General features: G+C 43.0%; 16 protein-coding genes and 1 pseudogene. 10 read left to right on the top strand and 7 right to left on the bottom strand.

Going from position 1 to position 19,198, the window contains the following annotated elements; translation table 11 throughout:
• Positions 1-34: 34 nt before the first annotated feature.
• The 3 genes from HFC68_RS08980 (at position 35) to HFC68_RS08970 (ending at position 5,115) form a co-directional block, all read left to right on the top strand.
• Complete coding sequence (locus HFC68_RS08980) at positions 35-1,990, top strand: sucrose-specific PTS transporter subunit IIBC (protein WP_055126657.1); 1,956 nt, start codon at positions 35-37, stop codon at positions 1,988-1,990.
• A 19-nt stretch (positions 1,991-2,009) separates the two neighbouring features.
• Positions 2,010-4,169: an alpha-galactosidase gene (locus HFC68_RS08975; RefSeq protein ID WP_005919311.1), complete on the top strand. Its 2,160-nt coding sequence runs from the start codon at positions 2,010-2,012 to the stop codon at positions 4,167-4,169.
• Between the two features lie 79 nt (positions 4,170-4,248).
• The gene (locus HFC68_RS08970) at positions 4,249-5,115 is read left to right on the top strand and encodes a fructokinase (protein ID WP_003641780.1); all 867 of its coding nucleotides are present in this window, start codon (positions 4,249-4,251) and stop codon (positions 5,113-5,115) included.
• A 77-nt stretch (positions 5,116-5,192) separates the two neighbouring features.
• Here the strand turns inward: HFC68_RS08970 and HFC68_RS08965 are convergent, their stop codons facing one another.
• The gene (locus HFC68_RS08965; protein WP_021730470.1) at positions 5,193-5,399 is read right to left on the bottom strand and encodes a SemiSWEET family transporter; all 207 of its coding nucleotides are present in this window, start codon (positions 5,397-5,399) and stop codon (positions 5,193-5,195) included.
• A gap of 97 nt (positions 5,400-5,496) precedes the next feature.
• Here HFC68_RS08965 and HFC68_RS08960 point away from each other — a divergent pair, with 97 nt between their 5' ends.
• Positions 5,497-6,426 (top strand): IS30 family transposase, encoded by a 930-nt coding sequence (locus HFC68_RS08960; protein WP_167399844.1) that lies wholly within the window; start codon positions 5,497-5,499, stop codon positions 6,424-6,426.
• 128 nt (positions 6,427-6,554) lie between these two features.
• A pseudogene (locus HFC68_RS08955) lies at positions 6,555-7,590 on the top strand (IS30 family transposase).
• 87 nt (positions 7,591-7,677) lie between these two features.
• Here HFC68_RS08955 and HFC68_RS08950 read toward each other — a convergent pair.
• Entirely contained in the window at positions 7,678-9,879 is a 2,202-nt protein-coding gene (locus HFC68_RS08950) for an alpha-galactosidase (protein ID WP_167399843.1), read from the bottom strand.
• A gap of 57 nt (positions 9,880-9,936) precedes the next feature.
• The gene (locus HFC68_RS08945) at positions 9,937-11,865 is read right to left on the bottom strand and encodes a PTS sugar transporter subunit IIA (RefSeq protein ID WP_167399842.1); all 1,929 of its coding nucleotides are present in this window, start codon (positions 11,863-11,865) and stop codon (positions 9,937-9,939) included.
• Between the two features lie 234 nt (positions 11,866-12,099).
• Between HFC68_RS08945 and HFC68_RS08940 the strand changes: the two genes are divergently transcribed.
• Complete coding sequence (locus tag HFC68_RS08940; protein WP_167399841.1) at positions 12,100-12,930, top strand: AraC family ligand binding domain-containing protein; 831 nt, start codon at positions 12,100-12,102, stop codon at positions 12,928-12,930.
• Between the two features lie 336 nt (positions 12,931-13,266).
• On the opposite strand, the gene HFC68_RS08935 is transcribed toward HFC68_RS08940, so the two are convergent.
• Positions 13,267-13,599, bottom strand: coding sequence for a tyrosine-type recombinase/integrase (locus tag HFC68_RS08935; RefSeq protein ID WP_041526953.1), 333 nt, complete (start codon positions 13,597-13,599; stop codon positions 13,267-13,269).
• A 453-nt stretch (positions 13,600-14,052) separates the two neighbouring features.
• Between HFC68_RS08935 and HFC68_RS09390 the strand changes: the two genes are divergently transcribed.
• Both HFC68_RS09390 and HFC68_RS08930 read left to right on the top strand, forming a co-directional pair.
• Positions 14,053-14,184, top strand: a complete 132-nt coding sequence (locus HFC68_RS09390; RefSeq protein WP_011673104.1) for a hypothetical protein — start codon at positions 14,053-14,055, stop codon at positions 14,182-14,184.
• Positions 14,185-14,190: 6 nt separating this feature from the next.
• Positions 14,191-14,439 (top strand): GlsB/YeaQ/YmgE family stress response membrane protein, encoded by a 249-nt coding sequence (locus HFC68_RS08930; protein ID WP_003606447.1) that lies wholly within the window; start codon positions 14,191-14,193, stop codon positions 14,437-14,439.
• A 118-nt stretch (positions 14,440-14,557) separates the two neighbouring features.
• Here HFC68_RS08930 and HFC68_RS08925 read toward each other — a convergent pair whose 3' ends face one another.
• Positions 14,558-15,163 carry a minor capsid protein gene (locus HFC68_RS08925; RefSeq protein WP_011673103.1) on the bottom strand — a complete coding sequence of 202 codons (606 nt, stop codon included), beginning with the start codon at positions 15,161-15,163 and terminating at the stop codon, positions 14,558-14,560.
• A gap of 226 nt (positions 15,164-15,389) precedes the next feature.
• On the opposite strand from HFC68_RS08925, the gene HFC68_RS08920 reads away from it, so the two are divergent.
• Positions 15,390-15,755, top strand: a complete 366-nt coding sequence (locus tag HFC68_RS08920; RefSeq protein ID WP_167399840.1) for a hypothetical protein — start codon at positions 15,390-15,392, stop codon at positions 15,753-15,755.
• Positions 15,756-15,908: 153 nt separating this feature from the next.
• Here HFC68_RS08920 and HFC68_RS08915 read toward each other — a convergent pair whose 3' ends face one another.
• Positions 15,909-17,282, bottom strand: a complete 1,374-nt coding sequence (locus HFC68_RS08915) for an MFS transporter (protein ID WP_003690687.1) — start codon at positions 17,280-17,282, stop codon at positions 15,909-15,911.
• Positions 17,283-17,321: 39 nt separating this feature from the next.
• A complete protein-coding gene (locus HFC68_RS08910; protein WP_167399839.1) occupies positions 17,322-18,851 on the bottom strand; it encodes a multicopper oxidase family protein in 1,530 nt (509 codons plus the stop codon).
• A 126-nt stretch (positions 18,852-18,977) separates the two neighbouring features.
• Between HFC68_RS08910 and HFC68_RS08905 the strand changes: the two genes are divergently transcribed.
• Complete coding sequence (locus HFC68_RS08905; protein WP_167399838.1) at positions 18,978-19,169, top strand: hypothetical protein; 192 nt, start codon at positions 18,978-18,980, stop codon at positions 19,167-19,169.
• Positions 19,170-19,198 lie beyond the last annotated feature (29 nt).

Raw genomic sequence — 19,198 nt, 5'->3', positions numbered from 1 at the left:
TAAAAATAATTTTAGACTCAGGGAGTGAATTATTATGAATCATCAAGAAGTTGCCGACCGCGTACTTAATGCAATTGGTAAAAACAACATTCAAGCCGCCGCCCACTGTGCGACACGCCTCCGTTTGGTCATCAAGGATGAATCCAAGATTGATCAACAAGCCTTAGATGACGACGCGGACGTTAAGGGGACCTTCGAAACTAACGGCCAGTACCAAATCATTATTGGCCCTGGCGATGTCGATAAAGTCTATGACGCCTTAATCGCCAAAACAGGTCTTAAAGAAGCGACACCCGATGACATCAAGGCAGTTGCCGCTGCGGGTCAAAAGAAAAATCCATTAATGGACTTCCTCAAAGTCTTATCTGATATTTTTATTCCAATCGTCCCTGCACTAGTTGCTGGGGGTCTATTAATGGCACTAAACAACGTTTTGACTGCCGAGCATCTTTTTATGGCGAAGTCAGTTGTTGAAGTTTACCCTGGCCTCAAAGGTATCGCCGAAATGATTAACGCGATGGCTAGTGCGCCGTTTACTTTCTTGCCAATCCTCTTAGGATTTTCAGCAACGAAGCGCTTCGGTGGCAACCCCTATCTGGGTGCTACGATGGGCATGATCATGGTCTTACCATCACTAGTTAACGGCTATAGCGTTGCAACGACCATGGCAGCCGGCAAGATGGTTTACTGGAACGTCTTTGGGTTACACGTTGCACAAGCCGGCTATCAAGGCCAAGTGCTCCCAGTCTTAGGCGTCGCCTTCATTCTAGCTACCCTTGAAAAATTCTTCCATAAACACATTAAAGGGGCATTTGACTTCACGTTTACCCCGATGTTTGCCATTGTGATTACTGGTTTCCTAACTTTTACAATCGTTGGTCCCGTCTTACGAACGGTGAGCGATGCATTAACTAACGGTTTAGTAGGCTTATATAATAGCACCGGCTGGATTGGTATGGGAATCTTTGGTTTATTATATTCTGCAATTGTTATTACTGGTCTCCATCAAACTTTCCCAGCAATCGAAACCCAGTTGTTGGCCAATGTTGCCAAAACTGGTGGTTCCTTTATCTTCCCAGTCGCCTCGATGGCCAACATTGGGCAAGGTGCCGCCACTTTAGCTATTTTCTTTGCCACTAAGAGCCAAAAGCAAAAAGCCCTGACTTCTTCAGCCGGGGTCTCAGCGTTACTCGGAATTACGGAACCTGCTATTTTCGGGGTCAACCTCAAGATGAAATTTCCATTTGTCTTTGCAGCGATTGCCTCAGGAATTGCTTCAGCTTTCTTAGGACTATTCCACGTTCTGTCCGTGGCGATGGGTCCCGCATCAGTCATCGGATTCATTTCGATTGCTTCAAAGTCGATTCCAGCATTCATGCTCAGTGCTGTCATCTCGTTCGTCGTCGCATTTATTCCAACTTTTATCTATGCCAAACGAACACTCGGTGACGATCGTGATCAAGTAAAATCACCAGCACCAACGAGTACCGTCATCAATGTTAATGATGAGATTATCAGTGCACCGGTAACGGGGGCTAGCGAAAGTCTCAAACAAGTTAACGACCAAGTTTTCTCAGCCGAAATCATGGGGAAAGGCGCCGCAATCGTGCCAAGCGCTGATCAGGTCGTCGCACCAGCTGACGGGGTCATCACTGTCACTTATGATAGCCATCATGCTTATGGCATCAAAACAACTGCTGGTGCCGAAATTCTGATTCACTTAGGATTAGATACGGTCAATTTAAATGGTGAACACTTCACTACTAACGTTCAGAAGGGCGATACCGTTCATCAAGGTGATCTACTCGGAACGTTTGACATCGCTGCCTTAAAAGCCGCTAACTATGATCCAACCGTCATGCTAATCGTCACAAATACGGCCAATTACGCTAATGTTGAACGACTCAAAGTCACGAATGTCCAAGCTGGTGAACAGCTCGTTGCGTTGACTGCACCGGCAGCTAGCTCAGTTGCTGCTACAACTGTCTAAACTTTATTAGGAGGACGTCATGCCTGTTGAATATGACCCCAAAACCGGCTTAATCAATCTTCATAATGACCAAATTAGCTATGTTATTCAAATTTTAGCTCATCGTTACCCAGTGCATCGATATTTTGGACGTTACTTTTCAAAACAACCGTACTTTGAGCCGATGCCATCCGGTAGCCATGCTTTTGCTAATGACCCAACAGAACGCTTTCCATATTCCGTGACTTCACTGCCACTCGAATATTCCACTATTGGCAGTGGTGACTATCGCCAGCCAGCTTACGTTATTAAGGATGCTAACAATCAATTACTGCCAATTTTAGAATATACTGGTTTTTCTGTGAATGATCAGCCAATCAACTCGCGCCAATTGCCACCCACCGTTAGCAAACACACGCCTGTAACAACCCTAGTCATTCATTTGACCGATGCAGTGACCAAGTTACAGATGGATCTTAACTACACTATTTTTGAAAATCAGCCGCTTATCTTGCGAAGCACAACTCTGCGCCATCACGGTACTACTAATTTGCAAGTAACAGCCCTATCCAGCGCTCAACTAGATCTACCAACTGACCAATATACTGCGCTGACATTAAGCGGTACCCATGCACATGAAGCTAATCCATCGTTTAACCGTTTACACCCAGGGTTACAAACGGTTCGCAGTCTGCGCGGCACTAGTGGACCACAACACCAACCGTTCATGGCTCTAGCAGAACCTAACACGACAGAATTAGCTGGGACTGTTATTGGTTGTGCACTAGCATGGAGTGGTAACTTCGACAGTACTGTCGAAGTTGACCAATATCAACATAGCCGCCTAACAATCGGTCTTGAGCCCGACACATTCGAATGGCAGCTCAAACCAAATAGCAGTTTTCAGACTCCTGAAGCCGTGCTAACTTGGACAAATACTGGTTTTAACGGCATGTCGCAAGTATTTCACGACTTTAGCTATCAGCTGATGCCCTCCCAGACTAACATTCCAAGTGTGCTTAACACTTGGGAAACACTGACATTTGCCGTTTCGGAGTCTAAAGTTCAACACTTAATCGAACACGCCCACCAGTTAGGCTTACAAATGCTTGTCTTAGACGACGGCTGGTTTGTCAACCGTAACGGCGAAAATGGGCAATTAGGTGACTGGTTTGTTGACCCCATTAAGTTTCCTAATGGTCTGAACCCCCTTGCCCAACAAGCCCATCATCATCGAATGAAATTCGGTCTCTGGGTGGAACCAGAGATGATCACCACTAACAGTCAGCTCTACCAACAACATCCTGACTGGGTATTACAATATGTTGATCGGACACCCATCACAGCTCGCCACCAGCTAGTCTTAGACCTTTCGCAGGCCGCTGTCCGTGACCACTTAATCACTACTCTGACGAACTTGGTTCAAAATAACCAACTCGATTATCTTAAATGGGATATGAATCGCCATCTTACACAGGTTGGCAGCACACACTTACCGGCTGCACAACAGGGGGAACTGTATTATCGCTATGTCTGTGGACTTTATGATATTCTCACACGCTTGAAGCGCGCCTGCCCCAAGCTGATTATCGAAAATTGTTCAGCTGGTGGTGGCCGGTTTGATTTTGGTATGCTACCATACACCAATCAGACGTGGATAAGCGATTTGACTGATCCAGTCGACCGAGCAACCATCGAGAACGGATTTAGTTATCTATTTCCACCACGGATATTCAGCAACCATATAACCGCATCACCCAATGCGCAAAATGGCCGAATAACACCATTTGAAACTCGATTACAATTAGCCTGCATCGGGCAACTAGGATTGGAACTTAATCCTAAACAACTTGCTCCTAGTGAACAGCAACTTCTTCGAGGAGCCTTGATTAAATATCAGCAACTGAAATCTACTTTTATCAAGGCCCACTTTTATCGTCTACCAACAACAAGACACGTTGTTGCGTGGTTGCTAGTAACGGCAGATAAAAAGCAGGCAATTTGCTGTTACTTAAATGGGCTTAATTCTGCTGTCAAAACTCAGCACCCATTACCATTACACTATCTCGATGCTGAATTAGCGTATAGCGATTCATCGGGTAATCGCTATACGGGGCATCAGTTAAACACGATGGGGATTCCACTTAAACCCACCAACGCTGATTTCACTAGTCAGCTAATTTATTTATGTCAAAATTAATGTAATCGTTAACAAAATTTCGAATTAAGAATATATTATTAATAAATAAGACTACATTTTTAACTACAGGAGGCACACTATGCTTTTAGGTGCAATTGAAGCTGGTGGTACAAAATTTGTTTGTGCCACGGGCGCTGAAAACGGGCAAGTTAGCGACCGAATTTCGATCCCCACGACAACCCCCGCTGAAACCATGACTGCGGTAGACGACTATTTTACGACTCATCCCGTTGACGCGATTGGTATCGGTTCATTTGGCCCCATCGGCGTTAATCCCGATGATCCGAAATATGGTTACATTACCACGACTCCCAAACCCGGCTGGGGTGACTTCGACTTTTTAGGCCATCTTAAAAGTCGATTCAACATCCCACTCTACTGGACCACTGATGTTAACGAAGCCGCTTATGGCGAATCAATGATTGGAATCGCTAAGGACGTCCCTAACAGCATCTACATGACGATTGGTACCGGTGTTGGCGCTGGCGTCATTAGTCAGAACCACATTTTTAATGGTCGCACTCATACTGAGCTTGGTCACATGCGACTCAACCGGTTACCTGGGGACGATTTCAAGTCCAACTGTCCTTACCATGACATCTGTTTAGAAGGTTTAGCTGCTGGGCCAGCAGTTGGAAAACGAACGGGGAAAGCTGGGAAAGATATTCCCGTTGACGATCCGGTCTGGCCAATCATCGCTGACTACATCGCACAGGCATGTGTCAACCTCACCGTCGCCTTCGCACCTGATAAAATTATTCTTAACGGTGGTGTTATGAATCAACGGCAGCTCTTTCCCATGATTCGTGAAAAGTTTGCCGCCTATCTAAATGGCTACGAAGAAGTCCCACCACTGGATGACTATATCGTTCCCGCTGGACTGGGTAACAATTCTGGCATTGCCGGTGGCCTATTGTTAGCTCAGGCTGCTTTAAAGAACGCTTAACACCATGCAAAAAAGTCCGCCGATACGTGTTTAAACGTATTAGCGGACTTTTAGTTTACAGTCAATTTGTCATTCGGTTAATGAATATATACGGTTAAAACAGTGATAAATCCAAAAATCACCCCGGGAACATTTGAAATAATAACGGGCCAATCCTTATAAGTCTTGAACCAGCCGTAACCAGTCCATAATATCCCATTAATCATTGCCACGAGTGGTTGTAGCGGCGATACTGGGTCACCTGAGAAATTCGAAATGATTTGCGGAATATACGACACGTACATGGTAGATTGTAAAATTAATCCGACGCTGTTCGGACAAAAAGATCAGCTTCCTTTAAAATGGTGTTTACCACAAACCCATCTTTTAGGAGCTGATCTTTTGTCTAGTATAACCTATTCCGAACGAATTAAAATCGAAACCTTTTGTGAACTAGGGCTGTCCAATATCCAAATGGGCGTTCGGCTGAACCGATCACCGTCAACAATTTCTTATGAATTATCTCGATGTCAACCTTATCAGGCTGAATTAGCACAAACAGATGCCGAATACAAGCGATCACGATGTGGTCGGAAAACTAAGCTGAGCGATGAGTTAAAGCAAAAAATTCTCAACCATTTACGTCTAAGCTGGTCACCAGGAATGATTGCTCACGAATTTAAACTAGCTACTAAATCTATTTATAATTGGCTAAATCAGGGGAGAATTGGTTTCTCCTTGAATGATCTACCTGAACATGGCGTACGCCAACGGCGTAACGTTGACCAACGATCCAAATATAATCAATCTTTGGGGCGATCAATTGAACAGCGTCCCATGATGATTAATCAACGTAAGCGCATCGGCGATTTTGAACTAGATACAGTCGTTGGTCCTCGTGGGCATAGTAAGGCAGTTTTATTAACTTTAATCGATCGAAAATCACGGTTCCTTTGGGCCTGCCGGTTAAAAGATCGGACGACAGCGACTGTTAATGAAGCCCTAAATAAGTTTCTAGCAACTTTTAATGGTCCGGTGCACAGCTTCACGGTGGACCGTGGCACTGAGTTTAGCGGTCTAGTATCACTTGAATCACAATATGGTATTAAGACCTATTACTGCCATGCTTATACTCCAGCTGAACGTGGTAGTAATGAACGCTTTAATCGGAATTTACGTTGTTTTTATCCTAAAGGGACTCGTTTTGAGCACATTAGTACTCAAGATTTAACGACGACGTTACTCCAAATTAACCAGCGACCGCTTAAAATACTCGACTGGCAAACACCGTATCAGGTTATGCTGACAAATTTGTCCAAAAATTCGGATTAAATTTGCAATCTACCAATTATCAAAATTATCCGCGCGTTTTATAATTAAGTTAGCCACGCAGCCAAAATGGTAAAAAAAAGACACCAAGACGAAAAATTCAGGTATCATTGAAGTTCCTACAACAAACAATGAAAGAAGTTTTCGTCTTGATGCAAGAACAGTCTATCACACCACGCCTAAAAGGTCACCATTTATCGGAAATCGAACGCGGTTAAATCGCCGCTTGGCACATTGAAGGATGCTCAGTACGGCAAATAGCGATTCGATTAGGCGTCTGCCACCAGACCGTCAATAATGAGCTCAAGCGTGGTCGAGTCACGCAAGTTAAACGCGTTAATAATCAGAAACACTACTTTGAAATTTACAGCCCTGAAGCCGCTCAGAATCGCTATGAAATAAAGCGGCAAAACTTTGGACGTCCATTAAAATTTAGCCAAGTGACGGCCTTCTTAGCCTACTTTGATGATAAGTTCTGCCATGAGGGCTGGTCACTGGACGCTGCCGTTGGTTATGCCCGTAAGCACCGGTTATTTAAGCCGGCCAAAATGGTCTGTACGAAGACTTTGCACAACTATATCGATGCGCAACTGTTAGAGATCCGTAACCTTGATCTGCTGAAAAAAGCAAAACGCCGGATGACCCAGCACCACTCGCACCAACATCAGCGCCTACTCGGTCGTAGTATTGAAGAACGGCCAAAGCGAGTAGAAATGCGCCACGAGTTTGGTCATTTTGAGATCGATACTGTCATTGGCAAACATGCTAGTAGCGAGAGTGTCCTATTAACGTTTACCGAACGTAAAACGCGCTATCTGTGGCTTATGCATGCAAAATATTACGGCTGAATTCGGTGACGTTATGCGGACAGTTACGGCGGATAACGGAACAGAGTTCACCACGCTAACGGCTGCGCTTGAGGGTATTGCCGGGACTTATTATGCCCACCCTTATAGCTCGGCCGAACGCGCCGCTAATGAGGTCCACAATCGTATACTCAGACGTTACTTTCCTAAGGGGCAATCACTCGATCTAGCTACACCCAGTCTGGTCCGTCAAGCTGAATCTCGGCTCAACCATCTCCCGCGCCGCTTACTTAAGTTCTGTACACCAGCTGAAGTATTTCGAAAGGAATTAGCACGTGCGCGTAAAGGCCGCGCCGCCTGATCCTGATCCACCTGGAACTCCCATGAGCCCTTTCGTCTGTGTACTTTACCGGCACTGGCTAACTTACTATTGCAATTTGCGTAAAAGTTAGTTCTCAGTGACTGCTTTAAAATGATAGACCTTCGTTGTGTAATCTTGGTAGACTACTGGATCATAGAAGCCAAGTTGCATCAATTCATCACCACCAAATATCGCCTTAGTAGCAATATTTTGGTAATTCAGCTTGGGATTCAAACCGACTAATTTGGTTTTTGTCAAACTGGGCTGGGCATAGGATGTCAGATTAAATACCATGACAATCGCTTCATCTTGTTGAGGTGAAACAAACATCCATGCTGCTTGATTGCTAGTAATTGGTGATTTTAAGCGATAAAATTCACCAAATTGAATCAGTGGTCTAATCTGTTTATACTGTACAACTTGCTTTTGGACTATTTGTTTATCCGCTGAACTGAGTTGTGTTAGATCCAATTCATAACCTAAGACACCACTTGCCGCTACTGCACTTCTAGTCGACATTGACGTTTCACGACCTGTTTGCTGATTAGGGCTCACTGAGACATGGGCGGTAGTTAACGAAATTGGATAGGCTAAACTAGTCCCATATTGAATCGTCAATCGCGCAACTGCATCAGTGTTATCACTAGCCCAAATTTGTGGCATATAGTAAGCCATCCCAGCATCAAATCGACCGCCACCACCTGAGCAACCTTCAAATAAGATATGCGGATAAGCTGTCGTCAACCGTTCCAATAATTCATACAGACCTAAAACATACCGATGATAGACCTCACCCTGGCGTTCTGGTGGTAAAGCAACGGAATAAATATCTGAAAGGTGGCGATTCATATCCCATTTAATATAATCAATTTGCTTCGATTTTAGAAGTTGATCAAGCTGGTCAAAAATATTATTTCGTACGGCTTGCCGACCAAGATCTAAAATATACTGATTACGTGATGGACTTGGTGATCGGCCAGGAACTTGCATTAAATAATCTGGATGTTGCTGATATAGCTTTGAATCATATGAAATCATTTCTGGTTCTAACCAAATACCAAATTTAAGGCCTTGTTCATGCACATATTTCACAAAATGATTTAAGCCCTGTGGAAATTTTCTATGATCAACTTGCCAGTCACCTAATGAAGAATTATCATCATCACGATGTCCAAACCAACCATCATCTAAAACAAACATTTCAATGCCTAACTGCTTGGCTTCATCCACGATCGGCTTCAATTTTGCTTCGTTAAAATCAAAGAATGTTGCTTCCCAGTTGTTAACTACAATCGGACGCTCTTGGTTTTTAAACTCACTACGTACTACTCGTTCACGGATTAAATGGTGGTAGGCTTGGCTCATCGCGTTCAAACCTTTATTTGTATAGACCATTAATACTTCTGGTGTTTGGAAAGTCGCGCCAGCTTTAAGTTGCCAATTGAAATTATAACTATTAATACCGACCATTAGATGAAGTTGGTCAAGTTGATCCTTTTCCAGTTCAAATGCGTGATTGCCAGAATAAACCAAGTTAAACCCATATGCATCACCGCTAAACTCTGTCGTAGTGTGATCAACCAAGGCCAAAAATGGATTCATTTGATGACTGGAAGTACCACGCAAACTACCAAAAGTCTGTATTCCATAATTGATCGAACCCCGCTCTGGATGGCGTTCATTGGCATGCGCTCCAGGTAATGTAATTGTTTCGAACTGACGATCCGTAAAATCGATTTGCATTGAAGCAACTTTTTCTAAATTAACTGCATGATCACCTTGATTACAGACTTGCACCGAGCGCGTGATCACTGGTCGATCACGGTAGATCGTATATTGTAGATCAAACTCGACTTGGCTTACTTGATCAACTAATACGATGGTCAAAGTTTCTGCCTCTGTTTCATCCTCCACAAAAGCTGCCGGTAGCCCGCTTAACTTTGGTTTACCCGCTTCGATCCGATATCCCTGATAAACTAAGAATAATGCATTAGCCCCATCAGTATGACGAACGATTGCTGCTGGTAAATGATAATCCATTTCACCAGCCGTACTGTATTCTTTCGGCAAAGTATCACGTGAAAAAGTGCGATCAGTCGATCCCGGTAAATTACCGGAAAAACCACGATCGACTCGTGGATAGCGCAATTCGCCGTGGTAATGGTCCACATGCCCACCAAAATATAAATGACTTAAAGTACCGCCCTGCTCAACTGCAAAGATATAAGAAAGAGTTTGATTATGCAAATGAAAAACGCGATTCGCTTGATCAACCGTAATTAATGACATTTTATTTCCTCCTCGGGGAATTACTAATTTTAAAATTAAATGATAACCAGTGGCACATTATGCTTTAGTATGCAACTGTAAAATATTATCAGTTGCTTTAACGGCTTGACCTGGCTTGACTAACCAATCCATCATAGTGAATTCGGTTGAATTAGTCACTGTCATAATAACCGTATCATCTAAACCAGCTTGTTTGATCGTTGGATCCCAAAACTCAAGTAATTCATCCCCTTGTTGTACATACTGCCCCTCCTCAACATAAGAAATAAATCCCGTTCCTCTAAGTTTAACAGTTCCCAAACCAATATGGATCAATAAGACGATCCCATTATCACCGACTAAGCCAACTGCATGTCGTGTGGTAAATACTTGACGCACCGTTGCATCAAATGGAGCTAATATTCGGCCATCACTAGGTTTAATAGCAAATCCGTCACCTAACGTTCCAGCCGCAAAAGTTGGATCATTGACTTGGGCAAGTGGAATCACTTGCCCAGCGATTGGTGTAGCTAAATCAAGTGATGTAACTACTTTTTCTGCTACCTGATCAGTGGTATTATCGAACTTTGTTCTCCAGGTTCTTTCAAGTTCAGCCACAATTTCGGCGTGTTTTTCTTCGGTTAAGAATATTTGCTTTGAAAAAATGCCAATAGCGATAAGTAGCATTAACGCGGGAAAGGCAAACATCGTTAATTTAAAATGTAATTGTCCTGCAGCAGTGATAGAAGAAGCAGTCGCACCAGTCGTCATCCCAGAAATAATGGCAATTTGGCCAACAACCCCGTTAGAGATAGCGCCACCAAATTTATCGATCAACGGCCGCACTGATAAAGCCAGCGACTCATCACGATGCCCCAGCTTCAATTGACCGTATTCAACAGAATCCGTGATTACCATCAAAACTACTAAAAAGACCATCTGTTGCGGGAACCCAAACATAGTTGCCGCTAATAGAACCAGCCATAAATTACTGCCAGCAATGGTAAAAATCGCAATACCACCTAGCATGAACACTAAACAGCCAGCAAAAACACCTTTACGACTGAATTTTTTCGATAATACTGGAAATAGCGATGTAGCAATCAAACCTAAGAAAATATTAATGATCGATAGAATAGAAAATGATTTCGGCTTACCCATAATATACGTGAAATAATAGACTTCCAGTGAACCTAAAATATTAATGCCCACACCATAGAATAAATAGGCTAAAGCTGCCCATAGCAACTGATCATTTTTAGCCAGTGCCTTAAAAATCTCCATCACACCAACTGTATCTTGTTTATTTTTACGAATATCACTATCAACTTCACGTGTACCTAAGCCAACACCCCAGGCTGAAATTAAAGCTATCAAGCAGATGATCAAGGCAAAAATGAACCAACCACGATTATCGCCAGTACTAGTCGCCTTGGCAGAAAAGAAGATAACTGCCGGCATGACCAACACACCAACCAAGCCACCACCAATAGTTGACCCTAAGCGGGCAAAAGTAGCAGTTTTTTCGCGTTCTCGTGAATCAGTGGTCAAGGAAGGTAACATTGACCAAAAACCAACGTCTTTAAACGAATAGAAAATATCCATCGTAATATACAAAATTGCAAAAACGACCAAATAAATCATTGCGTTTTTAGCATAGAGGCCGCCTAAATTAGTAAATAATAGCAAGAGAATAATTGAAGAGACGGTCCCACCGACTACAACCCATGGCCGGAAATGACCCCAGCGTGTTTTAGTTCGGTCAATTGCGTTACCGATAAAGGGATCAATGAATAGCTCAACGATTCGTAACACCATAATAATCAAGGTCACCAAACTGACCATTCGATTATCTAGTGCTTTGTTACCGGTATCAAAAAGGTGTGAAGTAATGAAGATAATTAAATATCCGGAGAGGATACTATAGAAAGCATCATTACCAAAAGCACCAAAACCATAGATTAGGCGACCTCCTAACCCCATTTTATAATTATGTTCTTCCTGCATAAATGAATTACCTGCCCTTCAAATCATTTTTTGTATCCGTTTTCATTAACAAAGCTCATTATAATTCCTGTCTATTGGGTTGCCCATAGTAATCTTTATCAATTTTTTGTTATTTTTATTAGTAAACAATTTGACATGTTTTTCTAAATAGCAGTATAGTGTAGCTATTTATTAATTAGTTGAAAAACATTTTCACATATTTAGCAAGATATTTTAAGTAAATGGAGAACTCATATGAATGGTGAATATAAAACTTTAGCGAATAAAAGCTTCGAAAGTAATGTACTCTTTTTCGGGCAAGAAGCTTGCCTACCGAATTACACTTACAAAGGTAATAACGTCAGAGACAGCTATGTTATCCATTACATCCAGGAGGGTAAAGGTACCTTTGCTGCAGCTAACCATCCAGCAACCGTATTAAAAGCCGGCGATATTTTTATACTACCTAAGGGAACACCTTGTTTCTATCAAGCTGACAATGACCAACCGTGGAAATACTTTTGGATCGGTTTTTCCGGTATCCGTATCGAAGCAATGCTTTCTGGTTCTTTATTAGCTCAGAAATGCTACTTACGCCAAGTACAAAATGGCCAATTTTACGCCGATCTCTCTGAACTTTATAAAGTTTTACACATCCCTAATTCATTGATAAATGATGTTCTATTAGGGTCTTTGATCTATCGAATGTTCTATGACTTATTGCGCTGGTATCCCGCTAACGCCACCAACATAAAAGTAAAGTCAACTGAACAATTTAACTTAGCTGTTTCTTACTTGCAAGAAAATTATAGTACTGGTTGTACCATTATGGACCTCTGTCATTATCTTAATTTATCACGAAGCTATCTCTACACCTTGTTTAAAACGCACGCTAATACCTCGCCACAAAAATTACTAACTAAATTGCGCTTAGAAGATGCTAAACAGCGTCTAAGCACTAGTAATAATTCGGTGCAAAGCATTGCCAATATGGTAGGCTACAAGGATAGCTTCACTTTCTCCAAGGCATTTAAACGCTACAGTGGTGCTAGCCCCAGCTATTATCGTAAAAGCATTGGAATCTAAATCATAATGACCACTATGTTGCCCGTGTGATTTGTCTTTCTGCTAATGCTATCGAATTACATAAGGAATAGTTGACCTGTAAAAATTATGGTACCACCGTAATAACGCGCGACTTTTTTCAATTTTGCTGTGTGTTGATATTAACTGATACAGCCTTTTTTAAACAAACAAAAACCGACAATCAACGCGCTATTGTCGGCTTTTGCAAATAAGAATTATTTTGTTTATGCGTCTGCAAGATACAAAGTTGAGCTTCGAAATCCCGCAGCAATCGCGTTTATTTAATTATCTTTGAGTTCTGTGTGTTTCGTGTGTGTGTTTGAGAAATTTAGTCAATCATACCCACTTAGCAAGCATTTCTAACGAACGATTCTGATCAACATGAACATAAGTCTGCATGAACTCTTCTAACGTATGTCCCATACGCGCTGCCGCCCACGGATAACTCATCCCGGCTGTATTCCCAAGTCTTGTTGCAACTGTATGCCGCAATGAATACATCGACCACTGCATCTCTTTAGGCGCAGTAATATCGGCTTCATTACCAAGTTTGATTAACATTTCATTCAAACTAGCTTGAGTTACTGGATATCTTAACTTAGCAACACGATAGTCATTTAAATTCAATAGAATAAATTTATTATGGTTTTTAATTCCTTTTTCTCGCAAAAATTTATTCTCGCGCGTTTTATAATTAAGTTAGCCATGTAGCTAAAATGGTAAAAAAAAGACACCAAGACGAAAAATTCAGGTATCATTGAAATTCCTACAACAAACAATGAAAGAAGTTTTCGTCTTGATGCAAGAACAGTCTATCACACCACGCCCAAAAGGTCACATCAGGATTTGGGTTAGAATCGTTTGGCTTAGGTTCTGGGTTAGGATCAGCAAAAAATTGCAAATTTGTTTTCATCATCAAAACTCCTTTTTAAGTCCGTAGACTAAATTGTTTGTAAGTGCAATAACTAAATCAATTATTCTTTAACGCCTGTAATTGAGAAAAAGGCAAATCAAAAATTCCTATTTTAAAAAGAATGGCACAATCGAATAACTTGTATGCAAATATTCAATTGCCTATAATTAGATTTAGAAGAATGCAATTTAGATAATGGAGGATTTCATATGAAAAGATTTGGACTTTGGTCAAAATTATCAATTATCATTTCTATATCTCAACTTTTATTAGCCATTTTTAAAGAAATTCAAAACTATAACAAATCTAAAAAACATCCTTCGAAAAATAAGAGAGGATGATGTTTTATGCATTGGTTATGGGTTTTAATTATTGGTGCCATCATTGGTGCTATTGCTGGAGCAATTACTAGCAAAGGAAAATCAATGGGGTGGATTGCTAATATTGTTGCCGGATTAGTTGGTTCCTCTATTGGAGAAGCTATACTCGGATCTTGGGGCCCTCAATTAGCCGGAATGGCAATTATTCCTTCAATTATTGGAGCAGTAATTGTTGTTGCTGTAGTTTCTTTCTTTGTCGGTAAATCAAAGAATTAGTTTTTAAGCTTCATTTAAGGTTCTTATACTAAATTATAGATGCTAACTTAGTTAGCACCCCTCGACTTTGTTGTGAGCGAAGCCAATTAATAATATTCCTGACCCACTTAGTTTTAAACTAAGTGGGCTTTTTTTGTTCCTTAAATACCCTATCAAGTTCACCAGACAGCAGATTCCCATCTTCATCACAGGCTACCAGCTGGCAACGACACCTTGGATGAGTATCCGTGACTGGAATCGGTGCTTGTCCATAGGCAAATGTTTGTCTATCAAGTGGTTCACAAATATCACAAACACGATCATCTTCCTCGGTTAACCACATCACATACTGAACATTCTGTTCATCATACGCTCTATTCTTACCACCGTTGCTATTGCGTATAGCTTCATTAGTTGTTAACGTATGAATTCTGGATAGCATTTGGTTCATAGGCGTTGCTAAATTGTCATCAATTCGATCACCGCTTTGAGGAATACTGCGGGTCACTTTATTGATGTCTGATTTTTTCATGCGGCGACTCAAACCCTTGTTCAGGGTTTCTTTCATTCGTGTCGTCATGACGTCGCCATGCACCCAAATTCGTTGAGAATACTCAGCTTGATTGGCTACTTTATCTGGAACTGTTGATAGTTTATTAGGGCTTGAATTATTATAGCCATCGATATACTGCTGTTTGAGTTCATTAACTGCAAATGATTCACTTTTTGCTGTAGCAATATTCATACCGCGCCAATCATTGCACCCAACATATCACGCCGAGAAATAGATGCTTGGGCAAAGATTGCTTGCAAGCGTTTAGACAATTTATCACTAGGACTAGCGTTAGCTAGCATTTCATCAATTGCTTGGTAAAAGGTAGATTGTAAAATTAATCCGAACAGCGTTCGGATTAATTCTACAATCTACCATAACTGCTATACTAAAAGTGAAAAGAAGAGGAGTGATCGTTTTGAAATTGTATCAAAGCCTTACCCAAGTCCAAATCAACGAACAATTCGCTGGTCAAGCAACCGGCTACAAGCTTTCCACGACCCTTGATAAGCCGCTGAACTACGATCCAACGATTCTCTATCAGTATTTGGATACCGTCCTGAAACCGGGCAGTCGCCACGACGAAAACAACTTGCGCTACGTGACTGATCCGAGCTATATCGGCGAAAACTTTAATTACCAAAGCGTCCCGTTTACTTTGCACATGACCGAATTCGACGAGAAGATGGCCTTCGCACGCAAACTGGTGGCCGACCTTAATCGTCATTTATCTGTCAACATCAAACCGGAAGATGAAACTATCGAACTGGTCTTTGTTGACTAAAGCAATCGTGTTGCCCTCCTTTCCTAGTCGCGATGCTTCTCTCCTGATCATTTGCGGCTAAGTACCCAGTCAAGCATGCTTAGTTGCAACAAAAATGACCGTCTACTTTTTGGTAGGCGGTCATTTTTGTAGATGCAAAGCACGAATTCGCAGCTATACCGCTTTCTTTGCGACTTCCTTTGGTAACGTCAACGCCAACAGCAAGCCAATCAGGCCCACGCCAGCAAACACAGCGAAGGTAACAGCAAAACCGCCAGCATGACTTCGCAGCGTGGTTTGCATGCCATCCAACAACACTGTGGCGAACATGACACCGGCAGAACCGAATAACTGACGAGCCGTCGTTGTAACCGCAGTGCCGTCTGCCACGAGCTCATTCGGCAAAGCATTCGCGCCAGCCGTCACTGAAGGCATCATCACAAAGGCATTGCCGGCTTCAGTCGCCATCGCCAACATAATTGCCCCAATCAGCGGTAAATGATGGGCAAAGACTGCTAACAGACCAAAGCCGCCAGTAATCAACAACATGCCAATCATGGCCACGACACGCGGTCCAAAGCGATCCAGTAGGCGCCCGCTAATTGGATTCAAAATACTCAGCAACACCGCAGCTGGCACTAAGGACAAGCCAGAAATCAACGGTGACAAACCAAGTAGCGTTTGAAAGTAAAGCGGCATCAGGATAGTGGTGACAATCAAACCGACGTATGAAATTCCGGTCAGAAACACCGCTTTAGTAAACATACCAGTGGCAAAAACTCGCATTTGCAACATTGGTGGTTGGCGATTCAATTGCCGAACAACGAAAATACCAGCTGCCAGAACGCCTAAAATCAACAAACCAACCACGCCAACAGTTAAGCCTTTTTTCGACAAAGCACCCAAGGCATAAAGTAGAATTGGAAAACTTGCGGATAAAAGGAAGGACACCCAGTCCAGTTGCGTCGGTTGCAATGGCATGACAGACGCAATGGTCACCGTTGAAACGGCCAGCACAAGCAGCGAAACGACCAAGAAGAACAAGAATAAAGCCTGCCAAGGGAACCATGTCAGCAAAACACCGGAAATAATCGGACCGACTGCCAAGGCTGAGCCCATGACCAATCCCGCCGTGCCCATCACCCGACCACGCTCACTATGCGGCGTAATCGTCAGCAACACGGTCTGGAAACTCGGGAAAATAATCCCGACCGCAATCGCTTCAAGCAACCGGCCAATCATGAGCACGGTAAAACTCGGTGCCCAGATACATAAGCCTGTCCCAATGGCAAAAATGAGTTCAATCGCTTGGAAAAGCCGTTGGAAAGTAACATTATGCAACAGCCATGGGCTAACCGGAATCATCAAGGTCATCACCAACATAAAGCCGGTTGTCAGCCAAGCAACTGTATCCGCTCCTAAACCAAAAGCTTTCATAAAAGCAGGATAAGCGGTGCTTAAAGAAGACTGAGAAATTGACATCGAAAAGGTACCTGTCAGTAACGTGGCGACAAAAGCCCCGCGATGTTTGATCGTTGGAGAGTGCATATTAAAATCATCTTTTTCTATATTAGTATTGTGGGACGTTTACATTTTCATTCCCATTTTTTCATAAGACTGCATACCGCCCATCCAAATCTCAGATGGTTTGACGCCACGTTCTTTAGCCAAGGCCATCATTAACGTATCCATATCCATCAATTTATATTCTTGCTTTGGCTTGGCTGGATCGAATGTTTCAATCTGTGCCATCATGCCACCATCTTCGTGCTCAATGATATGGCAGTGATACATATAAACCCCTGGCAAATCAAAGCGAACCAGCAGCCGAACCGTTTCACCAGGATTCACGCCAATTGTATCTTTGAAACCATGTTCATTTGGATACGGCGCATGCCCATTCCGCGACAAGACTAAGAATTGGGTTCCATGCACATGGAATGGATGAACCATTCCAGGCGCATCATTGCTATTGGTAACATCCCAGTACTGGGCTTTGCCAATTGGTTGCGTGGCATCAATCCGTTGCATGGCAAACTTTTTACCATCAATCGCAACACCTTCGTCCATCCCCTGCATCACAACGTGGCGAACTGACAAAGCCGGGTCAACCACTGGTGCCTTCACATCGAACAACTTATCAGGCAAGGTAGTCTGATCCGGTTTGAACGCATGAATGCGGAACTTTAGCAATGGCACATCATCCGTATATAAGGTGACCTCGTCGCCTTCATGGTATTGGCCAAAATCAACAATCACTTCGGCACGCTCAGCACAAGTCAGCATCAAATGGGTAAATTTGACCGGCTCCGGTAACAGTGAGCCATCCCCGCCAATTTGCGTAAATGGCAGGTCATCGGAAAAATGCAACCGCCATTCACGGCGATTAGCACCATCCAGAAAACGCAACCGGACCTTTTGCGTGGTGACATCAAAATAGGGATTGATTGTACCGTTAATCATTGCAGTTGGCCCAGCAACACCGTCAGGATCATAATCAGCCCGGTAGTCCCACTGGTTGTTCTCATGAAAACGCCGGTCTTGCAAAATGACCGGAATATCGTCAACGCCATAGTTCCTTGGCAATGGCAGGCTGGCTTCATGGTCGTCTTTGACAATCACCATGGCAGCCAAACCATGCCAAACCTGCTCGGCTGTGGATGGGCACGGATGCGCGTGCAGCCACAAAGTCGTCGCCGGTTGTTCCAATGTGAAGTCGATATGCTTACTTTCACCCGGATAAACCGGCGCATGGCATCCGCCATCAACATAAGGGCCACTGACATTAGCCCCATGCCAATGAAAAGTGGTCAACTCAGGCAGGGTGTTTTTCAGTGTCACATGCGTATGCTGACCACGGCGATACACAATCGTCTGACCTAACAGACTGGTATTATAGCCCCACGTCTTGGTCTTCGCCCCAGGTAACAGTTGCGTTTCCCCAGCCTCTGCTGTCACCGTGTAATAAACGTCGGTCGCCGTCTCTTTATCCGGTTTCAACAACGGCGGCACATTTAAAGGCTTCTCAGGCGCATCACTGACCTCAAGCGGCACGTAACCTCCATCGTGGAGATCAAATGCTGGCTCATCAAAGAAATAGTCCGTATAGGTTTTCATCGTGATTTCCCCCTCTGACAAGAATTTTAACACTTTTTAGGATTGCCATAAACATAATTTAGAATTAATCTAAAGTAGTATCGAAAAATGGTATAGGTCTTATCCATACACTTGAGGAGGATTTTCATGCAACAAATGTCGAAAACAATGGGCTGGCTCATGCTGGCGTTAAATGTGGTGCTGCTGATTCTAATTGGTACCATGCACAATATGGCAGCGATGTGGTTAATGGGTCTGATTATGACTTTGGACGCTGTGACAGGGTTAGCTGCCGCTTATCGGCCCCAGTCAAGTCAACAACACGCCCACCAGCACTAGTTTGTTAAGAAGTTACTGCAAGACCTTTC

The sequence above is a fragment of the Pediococcus sp. EKM201D genome (genome assembly GCF_011800215.1).
In the GTDB taxonomy this organism is placed as follows: Bacteria; Bacillota; Bacilli; order Lactobacillales; family Lactobacillaceae; genus Pediococcus; species Pediococcus pentosaceus.
This window is presented reverse-complemented; position numbering and strand designations above follow the sequence as displayed.